At 66.7% G+C, this 17,669-nt stretch carries 15 protein-coding genes; 6 read left to right on the top strand and 9 right to left on the bottom strand.

Annotation, left to right across the window (positions count from 1 at the left end; translation table 11 throughout):
• Positions 1-3 precede the first annotated feature (3 nt).
• Positions 4-3,018, top strand: coding sequence for a TonB-dependent receptor domain-containing protein (locus tag AC3A3Q_RS13415; RefSeq protein WP_487586715.1), 3,015 nt, complete (start codon positions 4-6; stop codon positions 3,016-3,018).
• Positions 3,019-3,154: 136 nt separating this feature from the next.
• Positions 3,155-3,814, top strand: coding sequence for a TIGR02466 family protein (locus AC3A3Q_RS13410; protein ID WP_487586714.1), 660 nt, complete (start codon positions 3,155-3,157; stop codon positions 3,812-3,814).
• 74 nt (positions 3,815-3,888) lie between these two features.
• Here the strand turns inward: AC3A3Q_RS13410 and AC3A3Q_RS13405 are convergent, their stop codons facing one another.
• The 8 genes from AC3A3Q_RS13405 to AC3A3Q_RS13370 form a co-directional block, all read right to left on the bottom strand.
• Positions 3,889-4,806, bottom strand: a complete 918-nt coding sequence (locus AC3A3Q_RS13405) for a DUF4097 family beta strand repeat-containing protein (protein ID WP_487586713.1) — start codon at positions 4,804-4,806, stop codon at positions 3,889-3,891.
• A 79-nt stretch (positions 4,807-4,885) separates the two neighbouring features.
• Entirely contained in the window at positions 4,886-5,407 is a 522-nt protein-coding gene (locus AC3A3Q_RS13400) for a hypothetical protein (RefSeq protein ID WP_487586712.1), read from the bottom strand.
• Positions 5,404-6,000, bottom strand: coding sequence for an RNA polymerase sigma factor (locus AC3A3Q_RS13395; RefSeq protein ID WP_158733878.1), 597 nt, complete (start codon positions 5,998-6,000; stop codon positions 5,404-5,406). Before AC3A3Q_RS13395 ends, AC3A3Q_RS13400 begins: the two co-directional genes overlap by 4 nt.
• Before the next feature lie 139 nt (positions 6,001-6,139).
• Entirely contained in the window at positions 6,140-7,738 is a 1,599-nt protein-coding gene (locus AC3A3Q_RS13390; protein ID WP_487586711.1) for a tetratricopeptide repeat-containing sulfotransferase family protein, read from the bottom strand.
• Positions 7,735-8,769 (bottom strand): hypothetical protein, encoded by a 1,035-nt coding sequence (locus tag AC3A3Q_RS13385; RefSeq protein WP_487586710.1) that lies wholly within the window; start codon positions 8,767-8,769, stop codon positions 7,735-7,737. The genes AC3A3Q_RS13390 and AC3A3Q_RS13385 overlap by 4 nt, the downstream gene beginning before the upstream one ends.
• A gap of 23 nt (positions 8,770-8,792) precedes the next feature.
• A complete protein-coding gene (locus AC3A3Q_RS13380; RefSeq protein WP_487586709.1) occupies positions 8,793-9,377 on the bottom strand; it encodes a 2OG-Fe(II) oxygenase in 585 nt (194 codons plus the stop codon).
• Between the two features lie 22 nt (positions 9,378-9,399).
• Entirely contained in the window at positions 9,400-11,205 is a 1,806-nt protein-coding gene (locus AC3A3Q_RS13375; protein ID WP_487586708.1) for a phosphoenolpyruvate carboxykinase (GTP), read from the bottom strand.
• 32 nt (positions 11,206-11,237) lie between these two features.
• Positions 11,238-11,867, bottom strand: coding sequence for a TetR/AcrR family transcriptional regulator (locus AC3A3Q_RS13370; protein WP_386702646.1), 630 nt, complete (start codon positions 11,865-11,867; stop codon positions 11,238-11,240).
• A 362-nt stretch (positions 11,868-12,229) separates the two neighbouring features.
• Between AC3A3Q_RS13370 and AC3A3Q_RS13365 the strand changes: the two genes are divergently transcribed.
• From AC3A3Q_RS13365 to AC3A3Q_RS13350, 4 genes are all read left to right on the top strand, one after another.
• Positions 12,230-14,698, top strand: a complete 2,469-nt coding sequence (locus AC3A3Q_RS13365; RefSeq protein ID WP_487586707.1) for an acyl-CoA dehydrogenase — start codon at positions 12,230-12,232, stop codon at positions 14,696-14,698.
• A 69-nt stretch (positions 14,699-14,767) separates the two neighbouring features.
• Positions 14,768-15,244: a hotdog fold domain-containing protein gene (locus AC3A3Q_RS13360; protein ID WP_487586706.1), complete on the top strand. Its 477-nt coding sequence runs from the start codon at positions 14,768-14,770 to the stop codon at positions 15,242-15,244.
• Positions 15,144-16,160: a helix-turn-helix domain-containing protein gene (locus AC3A3Q_RS13355; RefSeq protein WP_487586705.1), complete on the top strand. Its 1,017-nt coding sequence runs from the start codon at positions 15,144-15,146 to the stop codon at positions 16,158-16,160. The genes AC3A3Q_RS13360 and AC3A3Q_RS13355 overlap by 101 nt, the downstream gene beginning before the upstream one ends.
• Positions 16,161-16,185: 25 nt before the next feature.
• Positions 16,186-17,235: a serine hydrolase domain-containing protein gene (locus AC3A3Q_RS13350; protein WP_487586704.1), complete on the top strand. Its 1,050-nt coding sequence runs from the start codon at positions 16,186-16,188 to the stop codon at positions 17,233-17,235.
• Here the strand turns inward: AC3A3Q_RS13350 and AC3A3Q_RS13345 are convergent.
• Positions 17,207-17,653, bottom strand: coding sequence for a thioesterase family protein (locus AC3A3Q_RS13345; RefSeq protein ID WP_487586703.1), 447 nt, complete (start codon positions 17,651-17,653; stop codon positions 17,207-17,209). The two genes, AC3A3Q_RS13350 and AC3A3Q_RS13345, sit on opposite strands and share 29 nt — an antisense overlap.
• Between the last annotated feature and the right edge of the window lie 16 nt (positions 17,654-17,669).

Below are 17,669 nucleotides of genomic sequence, written 5' to 3'. Positions count from 1 at the left end.
GCGATGACCTTGCACACAACAAAGCTCCGGGACGCCATCAGCGTTTCGCTCGCATTGGGCACCACGACCCTTGCTGCAACGAGTGCAGTACAAGCGCAGGAACCCGAAGGCCAGGAAGCCACCACCCTTGACCGCATCGAAGTAACCGGTTCGCGCATCAAGCGCGCCGACATCGAGACCTCGCAGCCGATCTTCTCGCTCAGTCGCGATGACATCGCCGCACAGGGCCTGACCTCGGTCGGCGACGTGATCCAGAACATCACGGCCAACGGCTCGACACTCAACACCACCTTCAACAACGGCGGCAACGGCGACACCGGCGTGAGCCTGCGCAACCTCGGTGCCAACCGCACCCTGGTGCTGGTCAACGGCCGTCGCTGGGTCGGCGGCGCCAGTGGCACCGGCCTGGGTGGCCAGGTCGACCTGAACTCCATCCCGACTGCGGCAGTGGAGCGCATCGAGGTGCTGAAAGACGGTGCTTCGGCGATCTACGGCTCCGACGCCATCGCTGGCGTCGTCAACGTGATCCTGCGCCAGAACTTCGAAGGCGCCGAGGCCAATGCCTACCTTGGCATGTTCGACAAGGGCGACGGCATGCGCCAGTCGTACGACTTCACGATCGGCACCACCTCCGACCGCTTCGCGGCGATGCTCGGCTTTGGTTATGTCAAGGAAGACCCGGTCATGGCCGGTGACCGCTACATTTCCAAGGAGCCCATCTACACCACGGGCGCGGCACTGGGCGGCAGCTCCACCACGCCCGATGGCAACTTCAGCGTCAACTTCGGCGACTGCTTCACCGCCAGTGGCGCGCCCTCACGCTGCCGTCCCAACGGCACCACCGGCAGCTTCACCTACGCCCCCGGCTCGGGCGATCCGCTGGCCTGGCGTAATTTCACCAGCGACGACATCTACAATTTCGCGCCGGACAACTACCTGATCACGCCGCAGGAACGCCGCTCGGTGTTCGGCAACGCCTCGGTTGAAATCACCGACGACATCCGCTTCAAGACCACCATCACCTACAACGAGCGCCAGTCCGAGCAGCTGCTGGCGGCCATGCCGGTCACGCTCGGCGTGCCGGTTGAAGGCACCAACGCCGGCAACGTCGTCATCAGCGCCGACAGCCTGTACAACCCGTTCGGCACGGACATCGACTGGGTGCAGCGGCGCGTGGTGGAAACCGGCGGCCGTCGGTTCAGCCAGGACGTGCGCACGTTCGCGATGAACGCCGGCTTCGAAGGCACGCTGACCTTCTCCGACAAGTACTACGACTGGGAAGCCGGCTACTTCTACGGACGCAACAAGGCCAACAACACCACCCTGGGCTTGTTCAACGTCATCTCGCTCGGCGCCGCACTCGGCCCATCGATGCTCGACGCGACCGGCAATCCTGTCTGCGTCGGCACGCCGGGGGACCTGAGCACGACCGTTGCCGGTTGCGTTCCCCTGAACCTGCTCGGCGGTCGGGGTTCGGTTACGCAGGACATGCTCGACTACTCGACGTTCACCGCGCACGACGAGTACAGCTACACGCAGAAGACCTACTACGCCAACATTGGCGGTGATCTGTTCGACCTGCCCGGTGGTCCGCTCGGATTCTCCGTCGGCCTTGAACACCGCACCGAGGACGGCTACGACTCCCCGGACGCGCTGATCAATTCCGGCAATACCACCGGCAACGCACGCACCGCGACCAACGGCGGTTACGACGTCGACGAGGCGTACCTGGAGCTGGCGATTCCCGTGCTGGCGGACGTTCCCGGCGCCAAACTGCTGGACTTCAGCGTGGCCACGCGCTACTCGGACTACAGCAACTTCGGTGACACGCTCAACAGCAAGTTCGGTTTCCGCTGGAAGCCGATCGAGGACCTGATGATCCGCGGCAACTGGTCGGAAGGCTTCCGCGCACCGTCCATCGCCGAACTGTTCGCCGGCCAGGCCGACTCGTTCCCGCAGTTGAGCGATCCGTGCAACCAGGCCAACTTCGGCAACCAGACCGCCCCGGCGCAGGCACGATGCATCGCCGAGGGCGTGGCGCCCGGCGGCTATGCGCAGAGCAACACGCAGATCCGCATCACCGTCGGCGGCAACCCCAACCTGCTGCCCGAGAAGGCCGAGTCGACCACGGTCGGCCTGGTGTACAGCCCCAGCTACGTCGAGGGCCTGGACGTCTCGCTTGACTGGTGGAAGATTAAGATCGAGGACGCCATCACCACCATCGGTGGCGCGCAGATCATCCAGCAGTGTATCGATTCGGGCGGTGCGGGCCCGACCTGCGACCTCTACAGCCGCCGCTCCGACGGTGAAATCCTGTCGCTGCTCAACACCACCACCAACATCGGCGGCACCAAGGTCGAAGGCTACGACATGACTGTCAGCTACCGGCTGCCGGAATACTCCTGGGGCAAGATCAGCTTCACCTGGGATACGACCTACCTGTCGGAATTCCTCAACGACTCCGACGGTGACGGCCGCTATGGCGAGGACATCCTGCGCACGCCGGCAATCGGTGCGGCGATGGAGTTCAACGAAGGCGGCAACTTGGTCGGCGAGTACGACGGCCCGAACCTGCTCAACTACTGGCGCATCCGCTCCAACCTGGCCACGCGCTGGGAGCATGGCGACTGGGGCGCGACCTGGAACGTGCGTTACTTCTCGGACCAGACCGAACCCTGCCAGACGTTCGAGGACTACGGCTATGGCTGGCTGTGCACCACGACCGACCGATTCGTCGGCGTGCCCACCGACACCAATGGCAACGGCGTCTGGGACGGCGAGGCCGGCGGCGATTCGATCACCCAGGTGGCTGCCAACGAGCACCACGTCGGTGCCACCACCTACCACGACGTGAGCGTCTACTGGAACGCGCCGTGGAACGCCAAGGTCACGCTCGGCGTCAACAACATCTTCGACAAGAACCCGCCGATCGCGTTCACGGCGTTCGCCAACTCGTTCGATCCGCAGTACGAGATCCCGGGTCAGTTCTTCTACATGCGCTATTCGCAGAAGTTCTGACGGGACCGGTTGCGTCCTACCACCACTACGGCCCCGCGAGGGGCCGTAGTTCTTTCCGGACGCGGGAGGGGTACGCCCGCCCCCGCCAGGCCCCGCGCTACACTTGCCGCGTCCATCCCGCAGCGAACTGCAAGCGATGCCCTACCAGCTCAATCCGCTTTTCGCCGTCCCCTTTGCCCAGGACACGCTGCCAGATGCCGAGGCGATCAACGCCCAGCTCAAGACCTTGCTGCTGTCGCGGGAAGGCGAAGGGGCTCGCTATGCCAATCCGAATCCGTCGCTGAAGCAGCAGCAGGGCGTATTCGAGAGCGATTTCAACCTGTTCGCCTGGCCCGAGGCCTGCGTCCAGCAGCTGCGCCAGTTCTGCTGGGCCACGCTCGGCCGCACCATCGCCGAACTCAACGGCTACAGCGCGCAGGAAATGCAGCGCCTGCAGATCTTCTCGCACACCTGGTTCCATGTGACCCGCAACGGCGGTTTCACGATCCTGCACACGCATCCGATGGCGTCATGGTCGGGCGTGTACTGCGTCGACCCGGGCCAGACGCCCGACGATCGCCCGGAGTCGGGCGTGCTGCGTTTCCATAATCCGCACCACTACAGCAACCTGTTCCTGGATCCGGGCAATGCACGCCTGCGCGAGCCGTACCACCATGGCACCTGGAACGTGCGTTTCCAGCCGGGCCAGCTGGTGCTGTTCCCGTCGTGGCTGCAGCACGAGGTGATGCCGTTCTACGGCAAAGACGAACGCATCACCGTGGCCTTCAACTGCTGGTTCGGGATGAAGGACGCCTGACGGCGGTCGTGCTTCCATGAAGGAAAAGGCCCGGCAATGCCGGGCCTTTTTCGTTTCGACTTTCGCCAGCTTGATCAGTCGAGCTGCAGCGTGGCATCGCCCGAGAACGTTTCGAGGCTGATGTCGCCGTCGCCACTGCCGTAGCGGTGTTCGAAGCTCGCACCCGGGCCGTGCTTGGGACGGATCACCTGGGCGCCCGGGGCGGTCAGGTCGCCGCTGAAACTCTCGCCACGGACATTGGCCGACAGGTCGCGCGGCATCACCAGTTCCAGGTCGCCACTGACCGTGTCGATCGTGATGCGGCCGTTGTTGGCCAGGCCGGTCGAGACGCGGATGTCGCCCGACACCGACGAACCCGACAGTCGCTGCAGGCGGTTCTGCAGCACCGCCACATCGATCCGGCCGGACACCGTTTCGACGTCGACCTCGCCGTTCATGCGACCGCGCAGCGTGAGGTCGCCACTGACCGATTCGGCACGCACGCGGTTGCTGTTGAGGGTCAGCATCAGGTCGCCACTGACGGTGTCGACGCTGGCTTCGGTCGGCGCACCGGCGACGGTGACTTCACCGCTGACGCTGTCGATCGACAGTTCGCGCGAAGCGATGCCTTCGACGGTGACGTCGGCCGAGACCACGTCGATATCGAGGTCGGCGCGCACCGGCACCGTCAGGCGCAGGTCGGTCGGCTCGCTCTTGTCGCCGCCGCCGAACATGCCCATGCCGCTGCGATTGGGGTACTTCACGCGCACCGCCAGGTGCTCGCCGTCGCCCTCGATCTCGAGCTTCTCGACGCCCTGGCCGAGGCTGCCCTCGATCTTGACCTCGGGCCGGTCCCAGGTGCGCACATCGACGCGACCCTTGATGTTTTCGACCTCCACCGTTCCTCGCGGATCCAGCGGCCGGGTCTCATTGATCGGGGTGGCTGCCAGGGCGGAGTTCGCCGCCAGCACGGCCAGGCCGAATGCGAGACATTGGAGTTTGGCGCGGGTCATGGAGTTTCTCCGGAGATCAGGGCAGGACAAGACAGGCAAGGTCAGATTCGGGTTCATCGGTTCTTTGTTGCGATACGAATCAGGCATAAGCCAGCCGCTGTGCAAGTGCCAGTCGGCGTGCGTAGGTACGGCGCAGCTGCTCGAGCAGCAGGCGCGAATCGGGGTTGCGTGCCAGCGCCTGAAGGATCAGTCCGGCGTTGCGGTCCAGGTCTTCGAACACCGGCTGGAGTTCCATCGGCGCCTGGCCGGAGTCGACGACACGCAGGGCCGCCTGGTACTGCAGCGTCATGCCTTCGGCTTCGCGCTGGACCAGCGTGGCCTTGGCCGGCGTGACGACCGGCGAATTGCCGCCGCCCTCGCTCCGCCACAGTCCGACCATGCCGATCGCCAGCGCCAGAGTGGCCGCCATCGACACCGGAGCCAGCCAGCGCGGACGCGCCTTCGCCACCGGTCGCTGCGCCTGCAGGCGAGCGGCGATGCCGGGCCACAGGTCGTTGCCAGGCTGCGCATCGCGACGCATCGCGCGCAGCTGCCAGCGCAGGGCCTCGGGCAGCTCGTCTTCGGGGCCGCGGGTGTTGGGGGTGTTGTCGTTGGTGTTCATGCGTGTCCTCCTAGCCGCTCGCGCAACAAGCCACGCGCGCGGTGCAATTGCGCTTTCGAACTGCCGACCGCCATGCCCAGTTCGGCGGCGATCTCTTCGTGCTTCCATCCTTCCACGTCGTACAGCACGAGGACGGCACGGGCCCTGGGCGGGAGTGTTGCCACCGCACGCTCCAGGTCCATCGTCAGCGCGGTCGTGTGACCGGCCGAGTCGGTACTGCCGAGCAGGTCGAAGACCTCCTCGTCGGAATCGCCATCGTCCTGCGGCCGGCTGCGGCGACTGCGCATCTCCATCAGGGCGGTGTTGACGGCCAGGCGATGCAGCCAGGTCGAGAACGCCGACTCGAAGCGGAACGCCGGCAACGCCTGCCAGGCCCGGACGAAGGCTTCCTGCGTCAGGTCCTCGGCCCGCGCCCCCTGGTTTCCGACCAGGCGGGCGATGACACCGTGGACGCGACCGGCATGGCGCCGATACAGGGACTCGAAGGCCCGCACTTCGCCACGCGCGGCCGCGGCCACCAGGCCACGTTCGTCGGCGCCGTCGTCACTGGCGGCAGGGGCATCGGTCAGAATTTCGGTCACGACGGTCAGCATGGTCCTTGTGATGCGGCGGGCCTGCCTTTGGTTGAAACCCGTCCCGGGTCCCGGTGTAGGAGCGAGCTTGCTCGCGACCAGCTTGCTCGCGACCAGCGTACCCGCCGGGGGCTGAGGCTGGTCGCGAGCAAGCTCGCTCCTACAGGGGCGCCGGGCCGGCGGCGGCGCGGTAGGGCGCCAGCCCTTCGATCAACGCTGCCAGCTTGTCCTCATAAGGGGCCCAGGCCGCACCGCGGTTCTTGATGATGCCGCCGCGCATCTGCGGGCTGCTGGCCGTGGCCACGGCCCCGCCCCCCTCCCGTTCGAGGGTGGTCGCGGCGGCATTCCAGGGCAGTCCGCAGAAATCCAGCACGCCGCGCATCACGCCTTCGGGGTCGGCGACCAGCCGGTCGTAATGGACATCGAGCACGCGGCCGGGCATCACCTCGTGCCAGTGCGCCATCAGGCGGTGGTACTGGCCGTACCACTGCGCCAGCTCGCGCTGGTCGTAGGAGAACGTGTTGACGTCCGAGAACATCGTGCGCAGGTTGGAGAAGCAGGTGTCGAGCGGGTCGCGCACCATGTGCAGGATGCGCGCGTGCGGCAGCGCCCTGGCGATGAAGCCCAGGTTGAGGAAGTTCGACGGCAGCTTCTCTGTCAGCACCGCCCTGCCCTGTGCGCGCCAGGCCGTGTGCTCGTAGAAGCGCTGGCCGACTTGCGCGTAGTCGATGCCGGCCGCGCGCCGCACCAGTTCGGCATCGAGCACGCCCTTGTTGCGGTGGTCACCGAAGTAGCGCATCTGCGAAGTGAACGAATAGGTCTCGCCACCGTCGGCCACGTCCGGGTGACCGGCGAGCAACTGCTCCAGCAGCGTGCTGCCGGAGCGGTGCATGCCGACGATGAAAACCGGCACATACGGCGGTGGCGACGCGCCGGCCTGCGCGCCGGGCGTGACGAAGCCGGCATCGCACAGCTTCATCAGTCCTTCGTACATCCGGCGGGCATCGTCGCGATCGTGCGGCGTCAGCTGGCGCTTGACCCGGCACGCGTGGTCGAGCGCCTGCCACGACTCGTCGTACCGACCCAGGTCGTGCAACTCGTTGTGCATCGCGAACGCCAGGTAGACACGGCTGTCGCTGCCCACCGGGATGCGCGGGATCAATGCCTGCATGCGCTCGACGTGGTTCTTTTCCGCCGTCTGCTTGCGCAGCCGCGACAGCACCCAGTGCGCCTGCGCATAGGTCGGCAGCTGGCCTATGCACAGTTCCAGCTCGCGCTCGGCAGCGTCCATGTCGCCGAAGAACATCTGCACCACGCCACGGAAATAGCGCGTCGGCGGATGCTTCGGATCACGTTGCACCGCCAGGTCGAGCAGCTCCATCGCCAGCGTGTTCTCGCCGATGGTGCTGACCAGCATCGCGATCTCGGTCAGCCACTGCGCCGACTTGCGTTCGCGCCAGCGCGAGTGCTCGACGCATTCGAGCAGCGCCAGCGGTTCGTTGAACATGCGCAGCGCGCGCGCCAGCGTCAGTACCGGCTCGTCGCCGCCGGGACGGCTGGCGAGGGCGCGCATCGCGTACTCGCGCGAGTCGCGATAACGGCCCAGCGACAAGGCCACGCGCGAGGCGCGCAGCATCGCCATGACATGGCCGGGATCGTGGCCGAGCACGCCGTCGTACGCCTTCAGCGCAGCCGCCCATTGGCCCTGGCGGGCGTAGGTCTCGCCTTGTTGCCACAACGAGGCAAGGGTCGCGGTCATGTCCAGTGTTCCACTGCGGTCATCGGCAATTGTGCGGCCAGTGCGGGTTGCAGGAAGCGCGCGGCCCAGCCGCGGGCATGGGCGATCAGATCGGCATGGTGCTCCAGCACCAGCTGCGCTTCGCGCTCACGCTGGTCGGCGCCGTAGGCAACCGACACCGCCTTGGCGTTGCTGCGCGAAACCTCGCCAGCGCGTGCCGCGACTTCGTCCGCGGACGCCGGCAGGCGAAACCAGCGCGAGCAGGCGACCGCTACGTCCACCGGCGCGGCCAGCAATGTTTCGAAATCGAGTACGCGAACGCGGTCGCCGAAACGGCTCGCCAGCGATGTCACCAGATCGCGCTGCGCCGCCCATTGCAGCGCTGCCGCACACAACAGGTCCGGCGGCTGCAACGCCTGCGGCGGCAGCCGCAGGTGCAGCGTCCCGGCCTGCAATGCACGCTCGGCCAAAGCCGGAATCTTGGCCTGGGTGTCGGCGTTCTTCTTCAGGTTGGAGACGAGGAAGTCGTCGAGCGACGACGTCAGCAGCACCGCGCGACTGGCCGGCGTCGCCGCCAGCAGGTCGGGGGCGACATTGAGCGCGGCATGGGTCGCCTTGACCAGCACGCCGCCACCGTCTGTCCACGGCCGCGACAACAGCCGGGCCGACAGTTCGCACAGGTCGCCCAGGTCACGGCCGGCATGCCTTGCATCGCCGAGCCTGCGCAGCAGCAGTGGTTCCTTCAGCGCGACCTGGCGCGCCGGCACGTGCAGCGCGCGCGCCAGCAGGGTCGAACCGCAGAAGGAGGTATGCAGCAGCCACGCCGGTGGCGTCGCCGGCACCGGAAATGCGGAAAGGGCATCGGCCGGCACGGCTTCGACCTGCGCGATCGCCGCGTCCAGGCGCGTGTCCATGAAGGTGGAGCGCTCGAGCGCTTCGGCGTCGATCCGGCCGAAGCTGAAACTGCGCTCCGGGACATTGAGGTCGAGCGGAAACCAGGCTGCGTCGGCCGCGCGTTGCAGGACGGTCGCGTCGGCTGCGAAGGGACTCATCGACGCGATGCCGTCATCTCCGCTCACCTGCCCGCGGCCAGACGCTCGAACTTGATCGCGAACGTGTATCGCGGCGCGTAGCAGACCCGGTTGGGAGGGCGCCCGACATGCTTGATGGCACCGTCGAAGATCACCAGCCGGCCGGGCCTGGGCTGGATCGCGGCGGCGACTTCGTCCTGGGCGTCGAAGAACATCGTCTCGCCGCCCCACTCCAGGTCCCACTTCTCGCACAGGTACCACAGCGCGGTCAGGTCGTGCTGGTCGGGCAGGCAGTCGGTGTGGCTGAAGAGCATGTCGCCGAAGGAGGCGACATTGGTATAGGCGCGATACGGACGGTATCCATGCGTCGAGGTGGTGAAGCCGAGCACGGCACGCCGGGTGATGTCGAAGATCGGCTGCTGCAACAGCGCCTCGAGTTTGACCTCGGTGGCCCAGTGCTTGTGCTCGGCCGTTTCCGGCCGGGCTATTTCGGTGCGAGTGAACGCGGCCTTGGCAAGGCCGCGCACGTATTCGCCGACATTGGGCAGGTGCCCGTCGAACACCCGCAGCGGGCGGCCGTCGATCAGCAGTTCACGACTGGCCGCGAGCGCGGCGGGGTTGTCGGTCATGGAGTCCTCAGCCGGCCAGCTCTCAGCGGGAAAGATCGCGGGCGATGCGCTGCTGCTCGTCCTTCAGTGCCTGCGGCATGCGCGGGCCGTACTCGTCGAGGTACTCGCCGATGCTGGCGAACTCGGCCTGCCAACCGGCATGGTCGAAGCCGAACAGCTTCTCGCGTGCCTCCTCGCCCAGCGTGATGCCGTCGAGGTTGAGGTCGCCTTCCGCCGGCAGGTGGCCGATCGGCGTTTCGACCGAACCGGCCTCGCCCTTCACGCGCTGGATCATCCACTCCAGCACGCGCAGGTTGTCGCCGAAGCCCGGCCACAGGAACTTGCCGTCGTCGCCCTTGCGGAACCAGTTGACGTGGAAGATCTTCGGCAGCTTCGCGCCGGCCTTGTCGAACGACAGCCAGTGGCTGAAGTAGTCGGCGAAGTTGTAGCCACAGAACGGCTTCATCGCCATCGGGTCGCGGCGCATCACGCCGACCGCGCCGGTGGCTGCGGCGGTGGTTTCCGAGCCCATCGCGGCACCGACCAGGACGCCGTGCGCCCAGTCGCGTGCTTCGAACACCAGCGGCACCAGCGAAGCGCGGCGACCGCCGAAGACGATCGCGCTGATCGGCACGCCGGCCGGGTTCTCGGCCTGCTCCGAATAGCTCGGGCACTGCTTGGCCGACACGGTGAAGCGCGAGTTCGGATGTGCGGCCGGACCCTTGGCGGCGTCATACGGATTGCCGCGCCAGTCGGTGACCGGGGTCTGGCCGTTGTCGAGGCCTTCCCACCAGGGCTGGTTGTCGGCGGTGACGCCGACATTGGTGAAGATGGTGTGGTGCTGGATCGAGGCCAGTGCGTTCGGGTTGGACTTGTCCGAGGTGCCCGGTGCGACGCCGAAGAAACCGGCCTCCGGGTTGATCGCGTACAGGCGGCCATCGGCGCCCGGGCGCATCCAGCAGATGTCGTCGCCGACCGTCCACACCTTCCAGCCCTGGGCGCGGTAGCCCTCCGGCGGAATCAGCATGGCCAGGTTGGTCTTGCCGCAGGCCGACGGGAATGCCGCCGCGACGTAATGCGTCTCGCCCTGCGGATTCTCCAGGCCCAGGATCAGCATGTGCTCGGCAAGCCAGCCTTCCGAACGGGCCTGGTGCGAGGCAATGCGCAGGGCATGGCACTTCTTGCCGAGCAGCGCGTTGCCGCCGTAGCCGGAGCCGAACGACTTGATCGTCAGCTCTTCCGGGAAATGCATGATGAAGCGACGTTCCGGATCGAGCTCGCCGATCGAATGCAGGCCGCGCACGAAGGTGCCTTCGCGCTCGATGCGCGCCAGCGCCGGCGCGCCCATGCGCGTCATGATGCGCATGTTGGCGACCACGTACGGGCTGTCGGTGATCTCAACGCCGCAACGCGACAGCGGCGAGTCGATCGGGCCCATGCAGTACGGGATCACGTACATCGTGCGGCCCTGCATGCAGCCTTCGAACAGCGCATCCATCTGCTTGTGGCCGTCGGCGGGCGACATCCAGTGGTTGTTCGGGCCGGCATCTTCCTGCTCGCTCGTGCACACGAAGGTCAGGTGCTCGACGCGTGCGACGTCTTCAGGATGCGAGCGGTGCAGCCAGCTGTCCGGATGGGTCTTCTCGTTGAGCTTGATGAGCGTGCCGTCGGCCTGCATCTGCTTGATCAGCGCGGCATTCTCGGCATCGCTGCCATCGCACCAGACGATCGCGTCGGGCTGGGTCAGTGCGGCGACCTGGGCGACCCAGGCATTGAGTGCGGCCAGCTTGCTGCCTTCGCTCCCCGGCGCAACGGCAGGTTTCGAGACGTCATGGGAAATCGCATTCATTTGCAAACATCCTCCAGCGGGGGGCTGGTCTATCAAGAAGAAGGGATCAGCGTGGCCATCATGTGCTCGACATAGGCCTCGAATTCGTCGTGCTGCATGCGCGCCTGGTGCAGCTGCAGGTTCAGCTGCAGGAAGCCGACGTAGGCGGCGTAAAGCAGGCGGGCGCGATGCTGGGCATCGGTGCGGGCCAGGCCGGCCTGGCGGAACGATGCGGTGAGGTAATCCAGGCGGCGCTCGGACACGCGACCGATCACCGGCTGCACGGCCGGGTGGTCGAGCGCCTTGAGCAGCTCGGAATAGATGACGTGCGACTTGAACTCGTGCGCGACCAGGGTGAACAGCGCACGCAGGCGTTCACGCGGATCGGAGATCGGTTCGAGCTGGCCGAAGACGGTCTCCTGCTCGACCTTCTCCCAGCGCTCCAGCGCCGCCACCAGCAGGGCGTCGCGCGAGGGGAAGTGCCAGTAGAAGCTGCCCTTGGTCACGCCAAGCCGGCGTGCCAGCGGTTCGACCGCTACCGCGGCGACCCCCTGTTCGGCGATCAGGTCGAGCGCGGCCTGGGCCCAGTCGTCTGCGCTGAGACGACCGGTGCGTTCGGTTCCGGAGCCGCCGTTACGGGCCGGGCCGGGGCGATCTTGCTTGGGGTGCGCGGTCGAGCTCATAGGTGACAAGTTTAACCATACGGCACCGGCGGGGACAGTATGTAGCTGTAACGGAACTGGAACGCCGGGGCAGATCGGGAAACACCGTGGTGCCCGCGGGGCCCTGAATACACGACTTCCGGGGCGGAACGGGCGCGTTACGCTGCCTTCCGAGCGGGGTTTGATGGCCTCCGGCCCGCTCCGGGCTGGTCCGGCATCCCGACTCCGCATCCACTTCCTTGACAGCGACGGGCGAACATTACCATACTCGGCCGTATGTTGAGCGTTTGATGCAGTTGCTTGAATGGCCACCGCATCGCCGCCTCGACTCATATGGTCAGCCTGCCTTGTGCAGACTTCGTCATCGCCGCTGGAGCGTTGTCATGAGTATTGCGATTCCTTTCATTGCCTTCCTGCTGGTCGGGGCCATTGCCGCCTATCACCGGCTGCGGTTGCCGGTCTGGGCGGCGCTGACCGCGACGGCGCTGGTGGCCTGCTGGCTGCTGGGCGCCAACGGCACGGCCACGCTGGTTGCCGCTTTCGTCACCGCGCTGATCGCGGTGCCGCTGCTGCTGCCGCAGTTCCGCCTGCCGTTCATCACCAAGCCGCTGCTGGGCTTCTACACCAAGATCCTGCCGCCGCTGTCGGAAACAGAGCGCGTCGCACTGGAAGCCGGCACGGTCGGCTTCGAAGGCGAGTTGTTCTCCGGCAAGCCCGACTGGAACGTGCTGTTGAACCAGGCCAAGCCGACCCTGAGCGCGGACGAGCAGGCCTTCCTCGACGGACCGACCGAAGAGCTGTGCCGGATGATCAACGACTGGGAGATCACCCACGTCCATGCCGACCTGACGCCGCCGGTGTGGGAGTTCATCAAGAAGAACAAGTTCTTCGGCATGATCGTGCCGAAGGAATACGGCGGCCTGGGCTTCTCGGCGCTGGGCAACCACAAGGTCATCCAGAAGCTGGCCTCGATCTCCTCGGTGGTCAGCTCCACCGTCGGCGTGCCCAACTCGCTCGGCCCGGCCGAGCTGCTGCTGCACTACGGCACGCAGGAGCAGAAGGACTACTACCTGCCGCGCCTGGCCGACGGCCGCGAAGTGCCCTGCTTCGGCCTGACCGGTCCGTGGGCCGGTTCCGACGCAACGTCCATCCCCGACTACGGCATCGTCACCACCGGTGAGTGGAACGGCGCGCGCGTGGTCGGCGTCAAGCTGACCTTCGACAAGCGCTACATCACCCTGGCGCCGGTCGCGACGCTCATCGGCCTGGCCTTCCGCATGTACGACCCGGACGGCCTGATCGGCGACCAGAAGGACATCGGCATCACCCTGGCGCTGCTGCCGCGCGACACCGCCGGTGTCGAGATCGGCCGTCGCCACTTCCCGCTCAACTCGCCGTTCCAGAACGGCCCGATCCATGGCCGCGAAGTGTTCATCCCGCTGAGCCAGCTGATCGGCGGCGAAGCCTACGCCGGCAAGGGCTGGCAGATGCTGGTGGAGTGCCTGTCGATCGGCCGCTCGATCACCCTGCCCTCCACCGCCAGCGGCGGCGCCAAGATGGCCGCAGTCGTGACCGGTGCCTACGCGCGCATCCGCAAGCAGTTCGGCCTGTCGGTCGGCCGCTTCGAAGGCGTCGAGGAAGCGCTGGCGCGCATCGCCGGCAATGCCTATGCCGCCAGTGCGCTGGCCGAGGCTTCGGCTGCGGCGGTCGCGCGCGGCGAACTGCCGGCCGTGCCGTCGACGATCTCCAAGTACCACTGCACCGAGATGGGCCGCGAGGCCGCGCAGGACGCGATGGACATCCACGGCGGCAAGGGCATCATCCTCGGACCGAAGAACTACCTCGGCCGTGGCTGGCAGGCCTCGCCGATCGCGATCACGGTGGAGGGCGCCAACATCATGACGCGCTCGCTGATGATCTTCGGCCAGGGCGCGATCCTGTGCCATCCGTGGGTGCTGAAGGAAATGAAGGCGGCCACGCTGCCCGATCCGGACGAGCGCCTGCGCGAGTTCGACAAGAACCTGTTCGGCCACATTGGCTTCGCCATCTCCAACGCCGTGCGCAGCTGGTGGTACGGCGTGGTCAACGCCAGGTTCGGCGCGGCGCCGGGCGACAGCTACACCCGCCGCTACTACCGCAAGCTCAACCGTTACTCGGCGGCGCTGGCGCTGATGGCCGACACCTCGATGCTGCTGCTCGGCGGCAAGCTCAAGTTCAAGGAATCGCTGTCGGGCCGCCTGGGAGACGTGCTCAGCCACCTCTACATCGTCAGCGCGATGCTCAAGCGCTACGAGGACCAGGGCCGCCCGGTGTCCGACCAGCCGTTGCTGGCGTGGTCGGTGCACAACTCCGTGCACAAGATCGAGATCGCGTTCTCGGCGGCGCTGCGCAACTTCCCGATCCGTCCGGTCGGCTGGCTGCTGTGGATGCTGGTGTTCCCGTGGGGCCGTCGCGCACAGGCACCGAGCGATCGCCTGGGCCACAAGACCGCGTCCTTGCTGATGTCGCCGAACGAAGCGCGTGACCGCCTCGCCGCCGGCATCTTCATGACGCCGACGGAGAACAACCCGGCAGGCCGCATCAACAGCTACCTGCAGAAGGCGATCCTGGCCGAGCCGGTGGAGCGCAAGTTCCTCAAGGCGCTCAAGAACAGCGACATCGAGGCGCACGATTTCGCCTCGCAGCTGGACGAAGGCGTGCGCGAAGGCTGGATCACCGCCGACGAGCGCCGCCAGCTCGAAGAGCTGCGCGAGATGACCATCGACACCATCAGCGTCGATGACTTCGACAGCGAGGAGCTGCGTTCGGCCGGTTACCGCGACCTGCAGCACGATAGTCGCGCTGCCGCCTGAGGCGATTGCGGCAATGACAACGGCGGGCATGTCCCGCCGTTTTCGTATCTGACTTCAGGAGCTGGCCCCATGTCCGCACCCATCCTCTCGATGTACCGCCGCATCACCCGCTGGCCGGCCGGCCACTGGTTGTTCTCGCGCGCGGTCTGCTTCAAGGCGCCCTACTTCGCCACCATCGCGCCGCGCTTCGTCGCGCTCGAGCCCGGTCGCTGCGAGGTCCGCATCCGCGACCGCCGCCGTGTCCACAACCACATCGGCACCGTGCATGCGATCGCGTTGTGCAACCTGGCCGAACTCAGCGCCGGCGTCATGACCGACGCGACGATCCCGGCCGGCATGCGCTGGATCCCCAAGGGCATGACCGTCGAATACCTGAAGAAGGCGACGGGCACCCTGCACGGCGTGGCCACGCCGGACATCCCGGTGGTCGAAGCGGCAAGCGGTTATGAGCTGCCGGTCACCGTCCTGGTCAATGACGATGCCGGCGACGTCGTGTTCCGCGCCCGCATCGCGATGTGGGTGTCGCCGCGGCCCAAGTCGGCATAGCGACGCGTTGCCGTGGCATCCTAGGGCTGACCACGGGCAGCCCACGATGCCGACCCCTCCGCGTACCGCCGAACCTGTCGCCAAGATTGGCGTGAAGGGGCTCGCCCTGCGCCAGCAGGCCACGAGCGAGCTGGCGATCGCGTACCTGCGGCCCACCATTCCCGAACACGGGATCCATCGGCACCAGCATGACGACATGCACCTGGTGCTGCTGCTGGGCGGGCACTACGTAAGTGATGCTGCCGGAATGCCCGCGGTCTGCGCGGAACCGGCCCTGGTCCTCAATCCGCCGGGGACGGAGCATCGCGACCGTTTCCGCTCGCGTGATGGTTTGTTCCTCACCTTGACGATGCCCACGTCCGCGTTCACGCGCCTTTGCGATGGCATGGCGATCGGCGACCAGGCGCGTCGTTTGCCGCGACCGTCGCTGTCGCGCGCCATGCGGTTGTTGCAGGAGGTGGCGAACTGGGAGAGCGGCTCATCGCTGGCAATCGAAACAATCTTCGCCGAACTGATGGTGGACGCCGAACTGCGGCCATCCGCGCCGACAACCGCAGACAGGCTCCGGCGCGTCCTGGATCGACTCGAATCGGACAGCGCGTCACCGCCTTCGCTGCAGGAGCTGTCCACCATCGCCGACCTGCATCCGGTCTACCTCGCCCGCGCCTTCCGCAAGCGCCACGGCATTTCGCCCAGCGACTATTTGCGCAAGCGCCGGCTGCACAAGGCCGTTTCGCTGATCGCACGACGCCGCACGCTGGCGGCCGCTGCGTCGGTGCTGGGGTTCGTCGATGAAAGCCACCTGCACCGTTGCTTTGTCGCCGAGTTCGGCATGACGCCCGGCGCGTTCCGGCGCCTGGCGCTCGGGCGCGGTGAGGTTTCGCGGATACAAGATGCCCGTCTGCCGACACGATAGAGTCGCCGCACAGATGGGGACCCCGATGAACCAAACACTCCTTTGCATCACCCTGGCCGTCGTGCCGTTCGCCGCCACCGCGGCCGGCCCTGCCAGGTTCGAACAGGCCCAGCACGCAGTCGAACAAGGCGAATTCAAGGCGATCACCAGCATCCTGGTGGCCCAGGACGGCAAGGTCGTCTATGAGCATTACTTCGACGCAGCCGGTGCCGAAGGTCGCCGCGACACGCGCTCGGCGACCAAGACCGTGGCCGGGATGCTGGCCGGGCTGGCCATCGAGGATGGCCACCTGCCCGGTGTTTCCGCGCGCATCTTCGACGTGCTTCCGCCGGCCCGCCGGCAGCGGATGCAGAATCCGGATCCTCGCAAGGACGCCATCCGCGTCGAGGATCTGATGACCATGTCATCGATCGTCGAGTGCAACGACGAAAACCAGTTCTCCCGCGGCAACGAGGAGCGGATGTACCTGGTCGAGGACTGGGTGCAGTTCTACGCCGACCTCCCGGTGCAGGGCTTCCCTGCCTGGATGCCCAAGCCGGCGGACTCGCCGCATGGCCGCAGCTTCCGCTATTGCACTGCCGGTGTGACCACGCTGGGAGAAGTGATCCAGTCGGCCGTGGGCGAGCCGTTGCAGGCCTACGCGCAACGCCGGCTGTTCGACCCGCTGGGCATCCAGGCGCCCGCCTGGCAGTTCTCGCCACTGGGCCTCGCGCAGGCCGGTGGTGGCATTGGCCTGCGCACGCGCGACCTGTGGAAGCTCGGACAGCTGTACCTGGATGGCGGCCGCATCGGCAAGCGACAGCTGCTGCCCGAGGCGTGGGTTCGCCAGTCGCTGGCGGCGCAGGCGACCGCGCGCGATGACGCCGATTACGGCTACCTGTGGTGGCTGATGAAGATCCCCGTTGGCGACTCGGTGATCACGGCGCCGACGATGGCGGGCACGGGTGGCAACGCCGTGTTCCTGCTTCCCGCCAGGCGCGCGGTCGTGGTGATCACGACTACCAATTACAACGAACGACAACCGCATGCGCTGACGTTCAAGCTGCTCACGCGCGACCTGATTCCGTCGCTGTGACGCAATCGCGCTTGCCAACCAGCTTCGCATCGAAGCGCTCGCGGTCGATCACGAAGCGCTCGTGCTTGCCCTCGGAAATCAGCTCGACACCGTCATGGGCCTTCACGGCGAAGCGCAGCTTGCGTCCTTCGATGGCCAGCAGTTCCACGGTGACCGTCACCGTAAGGCCCGGCGGCGTCGCGGCGGAATGACTGACATCGATATGCGTGCCGACGGTCTGCTCCCGCGGCCAGTCCAGGTGCGGCTTTAGGGCGAGGATGCAGGCCCATTCGAGCAGGCCGACCAGGAACCCGGTGGCGAACACTTCGGGCATGGCGACGAACTCTTCGGATTCGGGATACAGCGCCGGCACCGTCTTGGAGAGCGGGACGGTGAAGGTGTGCACGTACCGGAGGCCGGGGACGAGGGAGTCTTTCATGGTGAACTCCATCAGA

Source organism: Lysobacter sp. Soil_C_59 (assembly GCF_057656415.1).
The sequence above is the reverse complement of the archived record's forward strand: the minus strand, read 5'-3'. Positions and strand labels throughout refer to the sequence as shown.

What these genes read in the sequence shown, in the direction of transcription:
- AC3A3Q_RS13415 (WP_487586715.1), top strand. Translation starts at nt 4, where the DNA reads ATGACCTTGCACACAACAAAGCTCCGGGACGCCATCAGCGTTTCGCTC.
- AC3A3Q_RS13410 (WP_487586714.1), top strand. Translation starts at nt 3,155, where the DNA reads ATGCCCTACCAGCTCAATCCGCTTTTCGCCGTCCCCTTTGCCCAGGAC.
- AC3A3Q_RS13405 (WP_487586713.1), bottom strand. Translation starts at nt 4,806, where the DNA reads ATGACCCGCGCCAAACTCCAATGTCTCGCATTCGGCCTGGCCGTGCTG.
- AC3A3Q_RS13400 (WP_487586712.1), bottom strand. Translation starts at nt 5,407, where the DNA reads ATGAACACCAACGACAACACCCCCAACACCCGCGGCCCCGAAGACGAG.
- AC3A3Q_RS13395 (WP_158733878.1), bottom strand. Translation starts at nt 6,000, where the DNA reads ATGCTGACCGTCGTGACCGAAATTCTGACCGATGCCCCTGCCGCCAGT.
- AC3A3Q_RS13390 (WP_487586711.1), bottom strand. Translation starts at nt 7,738, where the DNA reads ATGACCGCGACCCTTGCCTCGTTGTGGCAACAAGGCGAGACCTACGCC.
- AC3A3Q_RS13385 (WP_487586710.1), bottom strand. Translation starts at nt 8,769, where the DNA reads ATGAGTCCCTTCGCAGCCGACGCGACCGTCCTGCAACGCGCGGCCGAC.
- AC3A3Q_RS13380 (WP_487586709.1), bottom strand. Translation starts at nt 9,377, where the DNA reads ATGACCGACAACCCCGCCGCGCTCGCGGCCAGTCGTGAACTGCTGATC.
- AC3A3Q_RS13375 (WP_487586708.1), bottom strand. Translation starts at nt 11,205, where the DNA reads ATGAATGCGATTTCCCATGACGTCTCGAAACCTGCCGTTGCGCCGGGG.
- AC3A3Q_RS13370 (WP_386702646.1), bottom strand. Translation starts at nt 11,867, where the DNA reads ATGAGCTCGACCGCGCACCCCAAGCAAGATCGCCCCGGCCCGGCCCGT.
- AC3A3Q_RS13365 (WP_487586707.1), top strand. Translation starts at nt 12,230, where the DNA reads ATGAGTATTGCGATTCCTTTCATTGCCTTCCTGCTGGTCGGGGCCATT.
- AC3A3Q_RS13360 (WP_487586706.1), top strand. Translation starts at nt 14,768, where the DNA reads ATGTCCGCACCCATCCTCTCGATGTACCGCCGCATCACCCGCTGGCCG.
- AC3A3Q_RS13355 (WP_487586705.1), top strand. Translation starts at nt 15,144, where the DNA reads ATGAGCTGCCGGTCACCGTCCTGGTCAATGACGATGCCGGCGACGTCG.
- AC3A3Q_RS13350 (WP_487586704.1), top strand. Translation starts at nt 16,186, where the DNA reads ATGAACCAAACACTCCTTTGCATCACCCTGGCCGTCGTGCCGTTCGCC.
- AC3A3Q_RS13345 (WP_487586703.1), bottom strand. Translation starts at nt 17,653, where the DNA reads ATGAAAGACTCCCTCGTCCCCGGCCTCCGGTACGTGCACACCTTCACC.